Genomic DNA, 14,030 nt, shown 5'->3' with positions numbered 1-14,030 from the left:
CCCCCGTTAACGCCGATTGCGCAAATGGTCACCGACCTCGAACTGGATGGTCTCGGCAGTACCCGAGCTTTCGAAGTGTCGGGAAAGCTCCGCGAGGAACCACCCCATGGCTGAGCGCTCACCCTGCAGGCGAAAGACTACGGTGCAATACTCCTCGCAAGGCGGGTGGTGTGGTTGAGTAGAGCGTGGAGCGATGATGGGCAGTTGATCCAACATCAGAAGACTCCTAGCCAACGACTGTTGGCCTTAAGGTTGATCAAACCCAATGATTGAGTGAGAAATGCTGGCTGGTTGATTCGCTTCATCAAACCCCTCTCACCCGGTCACCTTAGAGATCGCTTCGCGCCATTCCGGAAACAACTCGATGGCCAGTGCCTGCATGGTTTCCAGCGCTGATGGTGAGCGTCGTTGACGTGTCTGGCGCGAATCAATCCGGTGAACGGGCAAGCTGAGCGTGGCTGCATTGAGGTAGGCCACCCGGTCGGGAATTACAGTGTCTAAAACCGAGGTGTTGGTAGCCTCAGCGAGGGTATTGCGAAGACCACAGATGATCATCCGTGTGTCCAATCGAATGGTATTCACCTGGTTCAGTAGCAATCGCAAAGAGGGTAGTGGAATGCCCAGGTGACGGAACGGCTCGAGTTCTCTCATCAGCTTCAAAGTACCGCGGTGCAGTTCGCGGGCGGCGAGCATTTCCGGAGTGATGGGAGAGAGGGCGAGGTCAGAAGCCAGTATGGCCATCTCCAGCAACACGCTGCGTGCGCCCTGAGTGTCGATTAAGAGCACGTCATAATTGAGACGGAAATTGTCGACCAGATTGCGCAGTCGTAAACGTCCGTCAGGGGCATGTAGCAGCAAGGTGCTCAGTCGGCCTTGATCGTCGTTGGAGATGATCAGGTCTAGCCTTGTAATTACAGTACGCGAAATAATCTGCGTAGGTGTTGTTTCATTGAATGCAATGAGCTCGTAGGCACCAGCGACTGCTCTCTGGCCAAAGGAGTAGTAGCTGGAGAGGGTGGGTTGGCTATCCATATCGAGCAGTAGAACGCGCAAGCCAGCATCTGCCAGCAGACCACCAAGATTAGCGGCTACAGTGGTTTTACCTACTCCACCTTTGGTGGAAACTACCGATACCACACGCATGGCATTAGGCCTGTTGACCTAGGCGCTCAACGATCCACCGCTCGATCTCCAGCGAGTCCCAGCCGACCGCGCGCATTCCGATGCGTTTGGCCTGAGGGAATTTGCCTTCCTTCATCAAATTGTAGATGTGTGCACGCTTAAAACCGGTTTTCCGCTCGACTTCATCGCGGCGCATGATATGGCGCTCGACCGTTGGTGGAGGGTTATCAGTGAGCTGAGCGGATGAGCTGGACATGCTGGTCACTCCTAGCGCCGCCTGGCGCGTGATGGGATGTGACCTGAAGTGAATAGCAGAAATGGGGTAGAGTCATTGCACCGCAATCGAGCGCATTGCAGTGCAATGATTGGGTTCAGATGTTTTTTTTGAGCGCGCGATTGGCTGCTGCGAACTTTTCATCCAGCGTTCGTTTGCTGAGGCCGGGAATATCATTGTAGTGCGCGGTCAAAGCATCGACGATTGCGGCTTGACTCTTGAAAACGGAAAGAGGCTTTCCAGCGGGCGATACGTCCAAAACTGTGTTAACCAAGGCTCCGATGATCTGCAGATAGGTGTGTTCACTGCGTTGGCTTAGTTGTCCCTGCGTTTTAACCAGCATTTTAAGGCTTTCCTGTTCAAGCCCCAGTGCCTGAAGGTCAGTTTCGACATCTTGGAGCTGACGTTGCAGAGCATCGCGCTCTCGAAGTAGGGCATCACGCTCGGCCTGAAGTGCAAAGTAAACACCTAGGCTGATTTTGTCTCGAGGGTCGTCGTTCGACTCGAACAGAAAGCTTGGCCTTTGATCGGGGTAGTAGATCTGCATCCAATGGCGTAGATCAGTGTGTCGTACCGTCAGCAGAGCGGGCTCTACGGGGGTGCCCAAGGGCACCGAAATACCGAAGCAGCCATAGGGTAATTCGCCATTGCGGATGGCGTCATAGATTTTTTCGGTATTGGTTTGAAGGCATGGCCACTGGGGAAATATAGCGCTGAGTCTTTCAAGGCCGGGCGCAGCAGTCTGCAGGATTTGCGTTTCGAAACAAACGAGATTACACCAACGCAATGCTGCGTCAATGGGCCTATAGAAGGTTTTAGCTTGCGGATTAAAGCTGTTCTGATGCATGTGCGAACGGACCTCCATTCCAGATGGATAGGCCTCTCGCGAAACATCTCTACATCGCCTACCTGCTAGAAAAATTGCTGGCAGTGGCTGTTTTATTCGGACTTTTTACTCGATGAGGTCATTCCATTTACTCTGCACTGAATAAATTGCATTTTTCTTTGTTGATGGCTTCGTCCCAGGCAGATGGGCGGGATCTCATCTCGGGTTGGTTTATCAGCAAACCGCGACAATGAATCTAACGTGAAGACCTTCGTTTTCGTAATGCGTTCACGTCCCAATGCGATTTAGCGAATGTCGCGCAGCAAGTTCTTATTTGGTTTGAAATCGATAACGCTTTGTAGCTATCTATGAATCGCCCGCTCAGCGCTGGACGCTACACGCGCTCGCCAAGTATGCCGGCCTGTCACGCTCGGTTTTTGCGCTCAAGTTCAAGGCGAAGGTCGGCGCCTCTCCGATGGATTACTTGGGTCAGTGGCGAATGCTGCTCGCGGCTGAAAAACTGGCCCACACCAACGACTCGATATCGGCTATCGTGCTGTCCGTCGGCTACGAATCGGACAGCGCTTTCAGCACTGCTTTCAAACGCCTCATGAAGTGCGCACCCCGTCATTACGTCGCTCGCTTGGCCGAGTCAGCCCAGGATCCACACGACGCGTTTATCCGAGGTGCTTCTTAGCCCGAGTTACGTTGCCCGTGGCAGCTACCGGGATTACGCCAGAGTTGGATAGTCGGTGTAACCGCGCTCTTCACCTTGGTAGAACGTCGCGGGGTCGGCTTCGTTCAGGGCTGAACCCTGTTTGAATCGCTCGACCAGATCCGGGTTGGCCAGGAACGCCGTGCCAAACGACACCAGATCTGCATCCCCTGAACTCAGTGCCTTTTCAGCGCGTTGCGCGGCGTAGCCACCATTGGCGATGTAACGGCCGCCGAAACGACGCTTAAGGTCTCTGAAATTGAACGCTCCTGCGCCAAGCTCCACCACGTGAACGTAGGCCAGCCCATAGCGCCTGAGCATATTCGCCACATAGTTGAAAGTCGCTTGGGGATCGCTGTCGCTCATGGAGAAGTAATTGAAGATTGGCGACAGGCGAACGCCCACGCGGCTGATCCCAAAGACTTCGATGACCGACTCCACGACCTCCTTGAGAAAACGCGCGCGGTTTTCTACAGAACCGCCGTAGACGTCCGTGCGGCTATTGGTGCCATCACGCAGGAACTGGTCGATCAAGTAACCGTTTGCCCCGTGGATTTCCGCACCGTCGAATCCAGCGCGTTTCGCGTTCTCAGCACCTTGGCGAAAGTCAGCGATCACGTCAGGAATTTCATCCAGAGTCAGAGCCCGTGGTAACTCGTAAGATTTCAGTCCGTCAGACGTGTAAATCTCGCCATCCGCCTTGATCGCTGAAGGGGCCACCGGCAGCTCGTTATTGAGCTGTACCAGGGAGTGGGACAGGCGCCCGACATGCCAGAGTTGCAGGAAAATCCGTCCACCTTCTGCATGAACAGCGTCGGTCACTTGTTTCCAACCCTCGATTTGCTCGGTAGTAAAGATGCCCGGCGTCCGTATATAGCCTTTGCCTTGCGCTGAGACCTGAGACCCCTCGGTGATGATAAGGCCGGCGCCCGCACGTTGCCGGTAATACTCGACCACGGTGGGCGTCGGAGCATCGCCTTCACCGGCCCGGCTTCGCGTTAAAGGGGCCATGACCATATGGTTTTTCAGGGAGAGGGTGCCGATTTGTGCAGGGGACGTGAGCAGGTTGAAATTGCTCGTGGTCATGATGTCTCTCGTAGGTCTGGAATGTGAGTCGTGATTGTCGAAAAGTGTCTCGCTCGGATTCGATCAGCCGCTATTTAAGTCGTCCTTGCTGCCGAAGGCGTGCGCCAATGCGCTGTATTTCGGATTCGCCTTGGGCCAACGCCTTCTCGCTTGTGTGCACCGAGTAGTACCCCGTCACCAGGTCGTGCGGGTGCTTCACCACTGAGCCCATCACGAATGAGCAGTCGCCTTGCGCCAAGAAGTCGATGTGTTGCTCGGTCTCCTCGAAAATGGCGAGTTCGCCGGCATTAATCTGGCCTCCCGCATCCAGGCGTCCTGTACTTACCGCAAGCCAGGCAACGTTGTGACCGGGCGGCGGGGAGTACCGCCAACGCTCGCCGTCTTTCAAATTAACGGCGAGATAGTTCATGTCACTCGGCGCTTCAATCAAGCTATGCGCGTCGCCGTATCGACCCAGGAGCACGCGTGCCGGGCCTGATTGCGGAACTTGGGAGGGCGCAAGATAGGTGCTCAGCGCAGGGGCGTTTTCCAACTCCGGCGGCAGCGCCACCCAGAGCTGGAACCCCTGCATCAAGGACGCGCTGGTCAGTGTCGCGCCATGCCAGACACCGTTGCCGGCGCGCATCCACTCCAGACCTCCGGCCAGCAATACACCTGTCGCGCCGGTGGTGTCTTCATAGGCCACTTCGCCTTGGGTCATGAAGGTCACCGTCGCGATCCCGGAGTGCGGGTGCATGCCGAAACTCGACTTTCCGCGTTTGCTGTTCATGCTGAAAATATCAAGGAAAATGAAAGGCTTAAGGTGTTCTCCCAGATCGCTAGGGCTCATGAGCCGGGTGATCGGGCCATGGGTGCTGCCCTGGGTGCGATGAACGATGGCGCGTGGCAGAACGACAGCTGTGGCGGTCATGTGTTATTCCTCGAGGTCTTGAGTGCATGGGCCCACCAGGCGATGTCATCGAGCAGCTCTTTGGCGGCCTGGGCCAGACGCGGGTAATCGTTGAAAGTTTTTCCCTGCTGCCAGATGCCGATGAATTCAGCGATGCCGATGTGCTTGGCATTGCGTACCGGGACCATCTGCAATTCAATGGCCGCCAGTTGCAGCTGTTCGATGGCGCGACCAGTACCGCCATAACCCACGAAGCCGATCGGCTTGCGGCCGAGCTTCTGGCCGGCGATGTCGAAGGCGATTTTCAGTTCGGCGCTTGTCCCTTGGTCGTACTCTGGAGTGACCACGATCAGCCCATCGATCGACGCGAGCCTGTCAGTCCAACGTTTTTCCGCGCGGCCGCGGTCGGCAGGGGTTACTGATTGCGGACCGTAGAAAAAAGACAGCGAGTGTTCACGCAGGTCAATTAATTCGATAGCGATATCGTTGCGCTGTTTTGCTACTTCATGGATCCAGAGTTCGTGCTTTTCACCAAAGCGAGCTTCACTGGCCGAACCTACGACAATGCCGATGAGGGGGAGGGGCGAGGTCATAGGTTGTGCTGAAAAACTGGGCAAGTTCATTAGAGACACCTCCGCCTAGCTTGCCGCACTGAGCCGTGAGAGAGGGCGCAACTGCCAGGCTACAAATGCAGACAACGCGGCCAGAATCATCGCGGGTACCGGGTTGCCGCCAATCAGCAGAAGGTGCGTAGCCGCCCCGCAGACCATCGTCATTGCCAATGCCAGCCCTCCGAGAAAGCCCGTGGCGGGTTTCAGTAATAACAAGGCGCCGATTACCTCGACGGCACCGGTCAGATACCGGAACCATTGTCCTATGCCGATTGCTTCGAATACTTGAATCATTTGCGGTGCTCCGGCCAGCTTGGCGACTCCAGCCACAGCGAATGCCAGAATCAAGAACGCACGAACGCCCCAAACGATTCGGCGATGAGTAGAAGAGCGAGAAGGGGATGTGGTCATGGATTGCGATGTCCTTTCTTCGGGGAGCAGTTGAGAGCTAACAGCAGCCATGCCGGTAAGATATGCGACTATTCATTGCCTGATTGGATGGCATAATTGGGGCGGACCAATCCATTTAACGAGGTGGTGCTGATAAGATGCTCGACCTGAACGACGTCGCCTTGTTTGTACATGTGGTGCGCAACGGCAGCTTTGCCGAGGCGGCACGGCAGCTTGGAATGCCGTCCAACACCCTGAGCCGGCGAGTTCAACAACTCGAGGCTCAGCTCGGCACACGGCTGCTACAGCGCTCGACGCGCAAACTCACACTGACCCATTCCGGGGAGCTGTTTCATGAACGGTGTTCTGGCGCAGTAGAAGGCCTTCTCGATGCCGGTCAGCAATTGATGACAGGTAGCCAGGAGCCCAGCGGCACCGTGCGCGTTGCGGCGATGGCAGATTTTTTCGACTTTTTCCCTATGGAGTGGGTGGCTGATTTTCTAGCCAAGCATCCACAAGTGCGGCTGGATTTCGTGCTGAGCGATGCGCGGGCCGATTTGATCGCCGAACGGATTGACATTGCATTTCGAGGCGGCGTTTTGCAGGACTCGGGATACGTCGGTCGTCAACTGCTTGGAGCAGGCAATGAAGGGTTGGTCGCCAGTTCTGATTACCTCAATAAACGCGGCGTGCCTGCCACGCTCCAGGATTTGGACAATCACGACTGCGTGAGTTTTGCTCACCCCAGCGGACTCACCACATGGCGTCTTATGGGGCCCGACGGTGTTGAGGAAGATATTCAGATTACCAGTCGTTTCAATGGCAACACTGCTCAAGCATTGCGTAAGGCTACGTTGGCTGGGTTAGGTATTGCGTTGCTGCCGCCCACCATAACTAATCTCGATCTTCAGGCTGGCCGATTGGTGTCTGTGCTCCCGCATTACTATCGCACTGGATTTGGTCTGCACTTGCTTTACCCCAGTCGCAAACATTTGCCCTTGGCAGTCTCGGCGTTCATCGAGTTGGTGATGGAGAAGCTGAAAGAGCAGACATTCCCGGCGAATGTGTAGCTGTGCAAGGGGGCGCACCTCTGGATCGTCGCTTAGCCAGCCAAACGCTGGCTGGAAAAATAGGAAGCCCCTGCCTCCCAGCCAGCGTTGAATTCACAGTTGCATGAGACTGACTCAAAGCACTGAGCGTCTGCGCTCTAGCCGAACTTGACCAAGTTTAAAATGGCCAGTGGGCCGCCCGGGAACTGCACGAGACGTCCTTCAGATTCGCCTCCCAGGTCTACAGCGGCAAAGCCCAACAGCTCAGCGAGATCGCTGACGGTTTTCTTCGCATCGGTATCTTCGCCCGAGACAAATAGCACGCGGCGCCCGCCCTCGGCTTCGGGATTGGCATCCAGCACAGGTGCTCCCAAATGGTTGAAGGCTTTGACGACGCGAGCCCCAGGTGCCCACTCAGCCAGTGCTCGGCTGGATGCGCGACCACCAAGGTCGACGGCCTGGTATGACGGTATTTCGACGGCATTGTTTGAATCACCCCGGGTTTCGTAGACACCTCTTTGCCTTACGGCAGTGGTGGGTGCTGGAAAACTCTTGCTCGGTCGGTGTGTTCTCGGGAGTCATGAGATTTCTTGTCGTCCAAGTTGGCTCTGGGTCGAATCAAACCTCATAGGCCGAAGCCACGCCTTCTTGGCCCTTGATACACTCCAAAAACAAGTCCAGAATTGAGTCTTTCCCTGCTTCGGCAAGAAAAGAAACCCCTTAGATTTTAATGGGTCGGACGCTAGATGCGAGTCTCGTTTCCCTCTCCAATTTTCTAATAGTTTTCTCTGTATCATCAATCGGTGGTGGTTCGCGCTGCGTTTTGCCGCAACTGGTCTAAGTAGTTCGCCCATTGCTGAGCCGCGTCCCTGCGTTGCACTAGCAGTTGAGCGCGCGCATACACAGCCCCCAGCGCACCTGGCATTCGGTGAGATAACGAAAGTTCGAGCACGATTGGATCGATACCCAAGTGCTCGTGGGCAATGGTTCTGTAGGTCGCGCGAAAGCCGTGAGCTGTGATGTCGTACTCCGGCCAGATGCGCTGAAAGGACTTGAGCATGGAGGTCGGGTTTATTGGACGTCCCGGATAAACCGGTGAGACGAACACCCAGCCTTTGCCTTCTTCATCCACCACGCGAGTTTTATGTAGTTTACGTAACAGAACCAAGGCTTGCTCAGGTAACGGCACGATGTGTTTGCTCTTGTCCAGGTGCTTGGTCTTGCTCACCACATAACGCCAATCGGCGCCCACCAAGTCGACATCTTCCCAGCGCATCTGCACCAGTTCGCCTGGTCGGACCGGCAACATGACCAGCAGGCGCATTGCGGCGGCAACGCTGCCGTCGTTGCAGTCATCAAGGCGTATAAGAAACCTGCCCAGGTCGGCTGGCCTTTCGATTGCCGGGTTGCTGATCACGACATGGCGGATCTTCAACTCCTCAATGTTGCTAAGCGCCACATTACGTTCCACCCATCCGCGCCCCTCGGCAAAGCCCAGGACGGCACGGATAATGGTACGCACGCGCCGGGCCATGGCCATGGTGCGCTGACGGCGCAACTCCGTAATGATTGTGGTGATGTGCTCTAGCTTGATCTCGCTGACCGGCTTATTACCGATGGCAGGCAAAATGTGGTTATTCAGCGCGCCACTAAACCCCGCGATGGATTTGGTCACCAGTTCGGCAGACTTAAATACCAACCATTGCTCGGCCACGTACGCGAAGGTGCGCTCTTCATTGAGCAACTGCGCCTCGATTTTGGCGGTCTTGGCCTTGAGCGGAGCGGTGTGGTTAGCCACGTCGCGGCGTGCGCCGCGGGCAATGTCGCGCGCCTCCTTGAGACCGATGTCGGGGTAAGCGCCGATGGAGAAGCGGTTTTCCTTGCCATGCAGCCGATACTTCAATCGCCAAACCTTGGAAGGGGATTTGCCGACCTTGCTCGACGCCCTTACCTCCAAGTAGAGGCCAGGGACTTCGCCATCGGCGTGTTTGCCGGGTTCGGTCAGTGAGCGGATCAAGGCATCGCTGAGTTTTCGTTTGAAGACAACCGCATTATCTGGGGGCATCGGTGGGGGCATCCTTTTTAAGGAACCGAAATTTGCCCCCAATTATGCCCCCATGAGCCGTGGAATCCATTGGATTTAGACAGACGGCAGTGGACTTAAATTGTCATTAACTTGTTGTTATAAAACGATTTTATGGAATTTGGTGGAATTCTATTACAGGCTATCGGGGTCGCCGAAGAACATCTGGATCCGCGAGCGCAGCCAGCGCTCGCCTGGGTCGTTGTCCTGGGAACCGCGCCAGGCCATGTGCATTTCGAAGCTGCGCACCGGCAGCGGTGGGTCCTCGGCGCGTACGCCGCCGGCGGCGGTGAGGGCCTCGGCGGTGTAGTCGGGGACGGTGGCGAGGATGTCGGTGCCGGCCAGCAGGGTGCTCAAACCGTTGAACTGCGGGACCGCCAGCACGACGTGGCGCTTGCGTCCGAGTTTTTCCAGTTCTTCATCGATGAAGCCGCTCAGGTCGCCGGCGAACGACACCAGGGCGTGAGGGCGGGCGCAGAAGTCATCCAGGCTCAGGGGGCCGGGCACGGTGTCGGCGCGCAATAGCTTGGGCATGCTGCGTCGCAGGACCTTGCGCTTGGCATTGGCCGGCAGGTCGGCGGTATAGCTGACGCCGATGGAAATCTCCCCCGAGGCCAGGAGCGAGGGCATCAGCAGGTAGTTGGCCCGGCGCACCACCAGCACGATGCCCGGGGCTTCGGCGCGCAGGCGCTTGAGCAGCATTGGCAGCAGGGCGAACTCGACGTCGTCGGACAGGCCGATGCGAAAGACTGCGGTGCTGGTGGCCGGGTCGAACTCGGCGGCACGGCTGACGGCGGTGGAGATCGAGTCCAGGGCCGGGGACAGCAGGGCGAAGATCTCCGCTGCCCGGGCGGTGGGCTCCATGCTGCGACCGGTGCGCACGAACAGCGGGTCGTCGAACAGATTGCGCAGGCGCGACAGGGCCGCACTGATGGCGGGCTGGCCGAGGAACAGTTTCTCGGCGGCACGGGTCACACTGCGTTCGTGCATGAGTGTTTCGAACACGATCAACAGATTCAGGTCGACACGACGCAGGTCATTACGATTCATCTGGAGTCCTGGCAGGGGCGGCGAGCTTGACGGGAGCGGCCATATCGAAACAATGGCCGGCGTGAATCTTACGGGTAAAGACTGCTACTCTGCACCGGCTAATTGCCTGGGAGGGGGCTTGCAGCGCGCCCAGCCCCGATTTTCAAGGGCACGGAATCGATGACAGGCATGTCGACTATTAATAGGCACTGATAGTCTTGCTTTCAAAGCCCGGATAAAGTCCGCGGCATTAGAGGTTATTTTTTGACGAGGTTTGCGATGTCCCGCACGATTCGTTTTCACAAGTTTGGACCGGCCGAAGTGCTCAAGTGCGAAGAGCATGCGGCCTCGCTGCCTGCGCCAGGCGAAGTGCAGGTACGAGTCGAAGCCATTGGTATCAGCTGGTACGACGTGCTCTGGCGGCAGAACCTGGCGTCCTCCCATGCCCGGTTGCCTTCTGGCCTGGGCCATGAAATGGCCGGTGTGGTCACCGCCGTGGGCGAGGGGGTCGAGGACCTGGCGGTGGGCGACAAGGTCGCGAGCTTTCCCGCCGAGAGTCCCAACGACTATCCGGTGTATGGCGAGCAGATCGTCCTGCCGCGCTCGGCCCTGACCCGTTATCCGGATGCCTTGAGCCCGATCGAGGCGGCGGTGCACTACACGCCGCTGTTGATCGCCTATTTCGCCTACGCCGACCTGGCCCGGGTCAAGCCCGGGCAGTTTGCCCTGGTCACCGACGCCAGCCACTGCGCCGGGCCAGCTTTCGTGCAACTGGGCAAGGCCCTGGGTGCAAGGGTGATCGCGGCCACCAAGAACGCCGAGGAACGTGAGTACCTGCTGTCCCTGGGGGCGGAAAAAGTGATCGCCACCGAGGAGCAGGACCTGCTGATGCAGGTCAACAAGCTCACCGACAACCGCGGTGTCGACGTGGTCTTCGACGGCCTGGGCGGGCCGCAGATGTCGATGCTCGGCGATGTCCTTGCGCCCCGTGGCAGCCTGGTGCTGTATGGCCTGCAAGGCGGCAACCAGACGCCATTCCCGGCCTGCGCGGCGTTCCAGAAGAACATCCAGTTCTTCGTGCACTGCATCGGCAATTTCACCGGCAAGCCGGAGCTGGGCATCAGCCAGGACCAGGTGGCGCTGCAACGAGCACTGCGCGACATCAACCAGTTGACCGCCGACCGGGTGCTGCTGCCACTCAAGACTCGAGTGTTCCCGTTCAGCGAGTTTGTCCAGGCCCACCGCTACATGGACGAATGCCCCTGCCGCGAGCGGGTCGCGCTGCAGATCGAGTCGGCCTGATCCACACGCCAGGCCCCGACCGTGGGCCTGGCGTTCTTCTTTCCGTATCCCTGTCCGACTGCTGGCCGACGATTCTGGCTGCGCCCAAGGCGTTGCGCCAGAGGATGTTGGCCGTCGTACAGGCTGCTGCTTGCCTCGGGATAGATTCCATCGCGCTGCGGTCAAACTGCCAGTAAACTGCGCGACATTTCCGAATCATCCTTTTCTTGAGGTTTTGCATGGCTCTCAGTCCTTTTGCGGGCAAACCGGCACCGGCCCAATTGTTGGTCGATATCCCGCGACTGGTGACGGCTTACTACACCGGTCAGCCCGATGCATCGATCCCTACCCAGCGCGTGGCCTTCGGCACCTCCGGGCACCGTGGCAGCTCCTTCGACCTGAGCTTCAATGAATGGCACGTCCTGGCCATCAGCCAGGCCATCTGCCTGTACCGTGAAGCACAGGGCATCGACGGCCCGCTGTTCCTCGGTATCGATACCCATGCCCTGTCCACACCGGCCGGGGCCAGCGCCCTGGAGGTCCTGGCGGCCAATGGCGTGACCGTGATGATCGCCGCCGACGACGAATACACGCCGACTCCGGCAGTGTCCCATGCCATCCTCTGCTACAACCGTGGCCGCACCTCGGGCCTGGCGGACGGGATCGTCATCACGCCATCGCACAATCCGCCGCACAGCGGCGGCTTCAAGTACAACCCCACCAATGGTGGCCCGGCCGATACCCACATCACCAAGTGGATCGAGACCAAGGCCAACGAACTGCTGGCGGCCCGGCTCGCCGGGGTCAAGCGCATCAGCCATGAGCAGGCGCTGAAGGCCGACACGACCCATCGCCATGACTACCTCAACACCTACGTCGCCGACCTGATCAACGTCATCGACCTGGACGCGATCCGCAACGCCAAGCTGCGCCTAGGCGTGGATCCGCTGGGCGGAGCAGGGGTGCGCTACTGGTCGGCGATTGCCGAGCACTACCAGCTGGACCTGGACGTGGTGAACCGCGAAGTCGACCCCACCTTCCGCTTCATGTCGGTGGACTGGGACGGGCAGATCCGCATGGACCCGTCCTCCACCCACGCCATGCAGGGCCTGATCGGCTTGAAGGAGCGTTTCGACGTGGCCTTCGCCTGCGACCCGGACCACGACCGCCACGGCATCGTCACCCCCAGCGGTGGCTTGCTGGCACCGAACAATTACCTGGCGGTGTCCATCGACTATCTGTTCCAGAACCGTCCGCAATGGCGCGCCGATGCTGCGGTGGGCAAGACCGTGGTCAGCAGCGGCCTGATCGACCGTGTGGCAGCCCGCCTGGGCCGGCGCCTGTACGAAGTGCCGGTGGGCTTCAAGTGGTTCGCCGACGGCCTGTTCGAGGGTTCCCTGGGCTTTGGCGGTGAAGAAAGCGCCGGGGCTTCGTTCCTGCGCAAGGACGGTGGTGTGTGGTGCACCGACAAGGACGGCCTGATTCCGGCATTGCTGGCGGCCGAGATGACCGCCCGTACCGGTCGCGATCCGAGCCAGGCCTATCGGGCCCTGTGCGATGAGCTGGGCGAGCCGTTCTCGGTGCGGGTCGATGCCAAGGCCAACCCGCAGCAGAAGGCATTGCTCAGCAAGCTGGCGCCGCAGCAGGTGACGTCCACCCAGTTGGCGGGCGAGCCGATCCGGCAGATCCTCAGCCATGCCCCTGGTAACGACCAGGCCATCGGTGGCCTGAAGGTCATGACCGAGAACGGCTGGTTCGCCGCACGCCCCTCGGGCACCGAGGACATCTACAAGATCTACGCTGAAAGCTTCATCGGCGACGATCACCTCAAGCAACTGGTGCAGGAAGCCCAGGCGCTGGTGGACGGCGCCATCAGCGGTAACTGACTCCGTAGCTTCGGGCGATAAAAAAGGGGCGACCATCACGGTCGCCCCTTTGCGTTCGCGCCTATGCGGCGGCCATCTCAGGCCAGGTCCACCAGCACTATCTCGCTGTCCTGCACTGCGGTTACCCGCAGTACCCGCTCATCCTGCACGGCCACGCCGTCCCGGGCTTCGGCGCGCAAGCCATTGATCTGGATGACCCCGGTGGCCGGCACCAGGTAGGCGCGGCGGCCGCTGTCCAGGTGGTACTCGGCCGTTTCACCGGCCTTGAGGTTGGCCGCCACCAGTCGTGCATCGGCACGGATCCGCAGGCTTTCGTCATCGCCATCCTTGCCACTGGCCAAGGTCACGAACCCCTCGCGCTGGCCCTTGGGAAACGGCTTGGCGCCCCAGGACGGCGCAGAGCCGGCCTGATTGGGGATGATCCAGATCTGGAAGATCTTGGTCGGGGTGTCTTCCAGGTTGTACTCGCTGTGGGCGATACCGGTGCCCGCGCTCATGACCTGGACGTCGCCGGCCTCGGTGCGGCCCTTGTTGCCCAGGTTGTCCTGGTGGCTGATGGCGCCTTCACGCACATAGGTGATGATCTCCATGTCCCGGTGCGGATGCTGCGGGAAGCCGGTGCCGGGTGCGATCACATCATCGTTCCAGACCCGCAGGTTGCCCCAGTGCATGCGTTCAGGGTCGTAGTACTCGGCAAAGGAAAAATGGTGATGGGCGTCCAGCCAGCCGTGGTGGGCGCCGCCCAGGGAGGTGAAGGGTCTGAGTTCAAGCATGATCGTCTCCTAGTCA

The 14,030-nt window shown here is 58.8% G+C and carries 16 protein-coding genes; 4 read left to right on the top strand and 12 right to left on the bottom strand.

The annotated features are described in order from the left end of the window. Positions 1-6 precede the first annotated feature (6 nt). From LGQ10_RS04455 to LGQ10_RS04440, 4 genes are all read right to left on the bottom strand, one after another. Positions 7-216, bottom strand: coding sequence for a hypothetical protein (locus LGQ10_RS04455; RefSeq protein WP_183000264.1), 210 nt, complete (start codon positions 214-216; stop codon positions 7-9). A 99-nt stretch (positions 217-315) separates the two neighbouring features. Further along, on the bottom strand, positions 316-1,143 hold the full coding sequence (locus LGQ10_RS04450) for a ParA family protein (RefSeq protein WP_174395454.1): 828 nt from the start codon (positions 1,141-1,143) through the stop codon (positions 316-318). A gap of 4 nt (positions 1,144-1,147) precedes the next feature. After that, positions 1,148-1,378: an AlpA family transcriptional regulator gene (locus LGQ10_RS04445; RefSeq protein ID WP_174395455.1), complete on the bottom strand. Its 231-nt coding sequence runs from the start codon at positions 1,376-1,378 to the stop codon at positions 1,148-1,150. Positions 1,379-1,493: 115 nt separating this feature from the next. Next, a complete protein-coding gene (locus LGQ10_RS04440; protein ID WP_174395456.1) occupies positions 1,494-2,243 on the bottom strand; it encodes a hypothetical protein in 750 nt (249 codons plus the stop codon). Positions 2,244-2,586: 343 nt separating this feature from the next. Here LGQ10_RS04440 and LGQ10_RS04435 point away from each other — a divergent pair, with 343 nt between their 5' ends. Beyond that, complete coding sequence (locus LGQ10_RS04435; RefSeq protein WP_174395471.1) at positions 2,587-2,919, top strand: helix-turn-helix transcriptional regulator; 333 nt, start codon at positions 2,587-2,589, stop codon at positions 2,917-2,919. Positions 2,920-2,952: 33 nt separating this feature from the next. Here LGQ10_RS04435 and LGQ10_RS04430 read toward each other — a convergent pair whose 3' ends face one another. The 4 genes from LGQ10_RS04430 to LGQ10_RS04415 form a co-directional block, all read right to left on the bottom strand. Further along, on the bottom strand, positions 2,953-4,023 hold the full coding sequence (locus LGQ10_RS04430; RefSeq protein WP_226524831.1) for an alkene reductase: 1,071 nt from the start codon (positions 4,021-4,023) through the stop codon (positions 2,953-2,955). Between the two features lie 70 nt (positions 4,024-4,093). Then, positions 4,094-4,933 (bottom strand): pirin family protein, encoded by an 840-nt coding sequence (locus tag LGQ10_RS04425; protein WP_174395458.1) that lies wholly within the window; start codon positions 4,931-4,933, stop codon positions 4,094-4,096. Further along, positions 4,930-5,535 (bottom strand): NADPH-dependent FMN reductase, encoded by a 606-nt coding sequence (locus LGQ10_RS04420; protein ID WP_217438411.1) that lies wholly within the window; start codon positions 5,533-5,535, stop codon positions 4,930-4,932. Before LGQ10_RS04420 ends, LGQ10_RS04425 begins: the two co-directional genes overlap by 4 nt. 15 nt (positions 5,536-5,550) lie before the next feature. Further along, positions 5,551-5,934, bottom strand: a complete 384-nt coding sequence (locus tag LGQ10_RS04415; protein WP_174395459.1) for a DoxX family protein — start codon at positions 5,932-5,934, stop codon at positions 5,551-5,553. 137 nt (positions 5,935-6,071) lie between these two features. Between LGQ10_RS04415 and LGQ10_RS04410 the strand changes: the two genes are divergently transcribed. Further along, positions 6,072-6,983: a LysR family transcriptional regulator gene (locus LGQ10_RS04410; RefSeq protein ID WP_226524830.1), complete on the top strand. Its 912-nt coding sequence runs from the start codon at positions 6,072-6,074 to the stop codon at positions 6,981-6,983. 137 nt (positions 6,984-7,120) lie between these two features. Here the strand turns inward: LGQ10_RS04410 and LGQ10_RS04405 are convergent, their stop codons facing one another. From LGQ10_RS04405 to LGQ10_RS04395, 3 genes are all read right to left on the bottom strand, one after another. Further along, a complete protein-coding gene (locus tag LGQ10_RS04405; protein WP_217438412.1) occupies positions 7,121-7,324 on the bottom strand; it encodes a hypothetical protein in 204 nt (67 codons plus the stop codon). A gap of 434 nt (positions 7,325-7,758) precedes the next feature. Next, positions 7,759-9,027 (bottom strand): tyrosine-type recombinase/integrase, encoded by a 1,269-nt coding sequence (locus tag LGQ10_RS04400; protein ID WP_174395461.1) that lies wholly within the window; start codon positions 9,025-9,027, stop codon positions 7,759-7,761. A gap of 153 nt (positions 9,028-9,180) precedes the next feature. Continuing rightward, entirely contained in the window at positions 9,181-10,095 is a 915-nt protein-coding gene (locus tag LGQ10_RS04395; protein WP_058438653.1) for a LysR family transcriptional regulator, read from the bottom strand. 258 nt (positions 10,096-10,353) lie between these two features. Between LGQ10_RS04395 and LGQ10_RS04390 the strand changes: the two genes are divergently transcribed. Then, positions 10,354-11,376: a zinc-dependent alcohol dehydrogenase family protein gene (locus tag LGQ10_RS04390; RefSeq protein WP_226524829.1), complete on the top strand. Its 1,023-nt coding sequence runs from the start codon at positions 10,354-10,356 to the stop codon at positions 11,374-11,376. A gap of 218 nt (positions 11,377-11,594) precedes the next feature. Further along, positions 11,595-13,241: a phosphoglucomutase (alpha-D-glucose-1,6-bisphosphate-dependent) gene (gene pgm, locus LGQ10_RS04385; protein WP_058438649.1), complete on the top strand. Its 1,647-nt coding sequence runs from the start codon at positions 11,595-11,597 to the stop codon at positions 13,239-13,241. Positions 13,242-13,318: 77 nt separating this feature from the next. Here pgm and LGQ10_RS04380 read toward each other — a convergent pair whose 3' ends face one another. Further along, complete coding sequence (locus LGQ10_RS04380; protein ID WP_226524828.1) at positions 13,319-14,014, bottom strand: pirin family protein; 696 nt, start codon at positions 14,012-14,014, stop codon at positions 13,319-13,321. Positions 14,015-14,030: the final 16 nt, after the last annotated feature.

Source organism: Pseudomonas sp. L5B5 (assembly GCF_020520285.1).
Classification (GTDB): Bacteria; Pseudomonadota; Gammaproteobacteria; order Pseudomonadales; family Pseudomonadaceae; genus Aquipseudomonas.
Note: the sequence above shows the minus strand (reverse complement) of the source record. Positions and strands in the feature narration are given on the sequence as shown.

Excerpts from the sequence above, each read along its gene's own strand:
- LGQ10_RS04455 (WP_183000264.1), bottom strand. The coding sequence starts at position 216 with ATGTTGGATCAACTGCCCATCATCGCTCCACGCTCTACTCAACCACAC.
- LGQ10_RS04450 (WP_174395454.1), bottom strand. The coding sequence starts at position 1,143 with ATGCGTGTGGTATCGGTAGTTTCCACCAAAGGTGGAGTAGGTAAAACC.
- LGQ10_RS04445 (WP_174395455.1), bottom strand. The coding sequence starts at position 1,378 with ATGTCCAGCTCATCCGCTCAGCTCACTGATAACCCTCCACCAACGGTC.
- LGQ10_RS04440 (WP_174395456.1), bottom strand. The coding sequence starts at position 2,243 with ATGCATCAGAACAGCTTTAATCCGCAAGCTAAAACCTTCTATAGGCCC.
- LGQ10_RS04430 (WP_226524831.1), bottom strand. The coding sequence starts at position 4,023 with ATGACCACGAGCAATTTCAACCTGCTCACGTCCCCTGCACAAATCGGC.
- LGQ10_RS04425 (WP_174395458.1), bottom strand. The coding sequence starts at position 4,933 with ATGACCGCCACAGCTGTCGTTCTGCCACGCGCCATCGTTCATCGCACC.
- LGQ10_RS04420 (WP_217438411.1), bottom strand. The coding sequence starts at position 5,535 with ATGAACTTGCCCAGTTTTTCAGCACAACCTATGACCTCGCCCCTCCCC.
- LGQ10_RS04415 (WP_174395459.1), bottom strand. The coding sequence starts at position 5,934 with ATGACCACATCCCCTTCTCGCTCTTCTACTCATCGCCGAATCGTTTGG.
- LGQ10_RS04410 (WP_226524830.1), top strand. The coding sequence starts at position 6,072 with ATGCTCGACCTGAACGACGTCGCCTTGTTTGTACATGTGGTGCGCAAC.
- LGQ10_RS04400 (WP_174395461.1), bottom strand. The coding sequence starts at position 9,027 with ATGCCCCCAGATAATGCGGTTGTCTTCAAACGAAAACTCAGCGATGCC.
- LGQ10_RS04395 (WP_058438653.1), bottom strand. The coding sequence starts at position 10,095 with ATGAATCGTAATGACCTGCGTCGTGTCGACCTGAATCTGTTGATCGTG.
- LGQ10_RS04390 (WP_226524829.1), top strand. The coding sequence starts at position 10,354 with ATGTCCCGCACGATTCGTTTTCACAAGTTTGGACCGGCCGAAGTGCTC.
- pgm (WP_058438649.1), top strand. The coding sequence starts at position 11,595 with ATGGCTCTCAGTCCTTTTGCGGGCAAACCGGCACCGGCCCAATTGTTG.
- LGQ10_RS04380 (WP_226524828.1), bottom strand. The coding sequence starts at position 14,014 with ATGCTTGAACTCAGACCCTTCACCTCCCTGGGCGGCGCCCACCACGGC.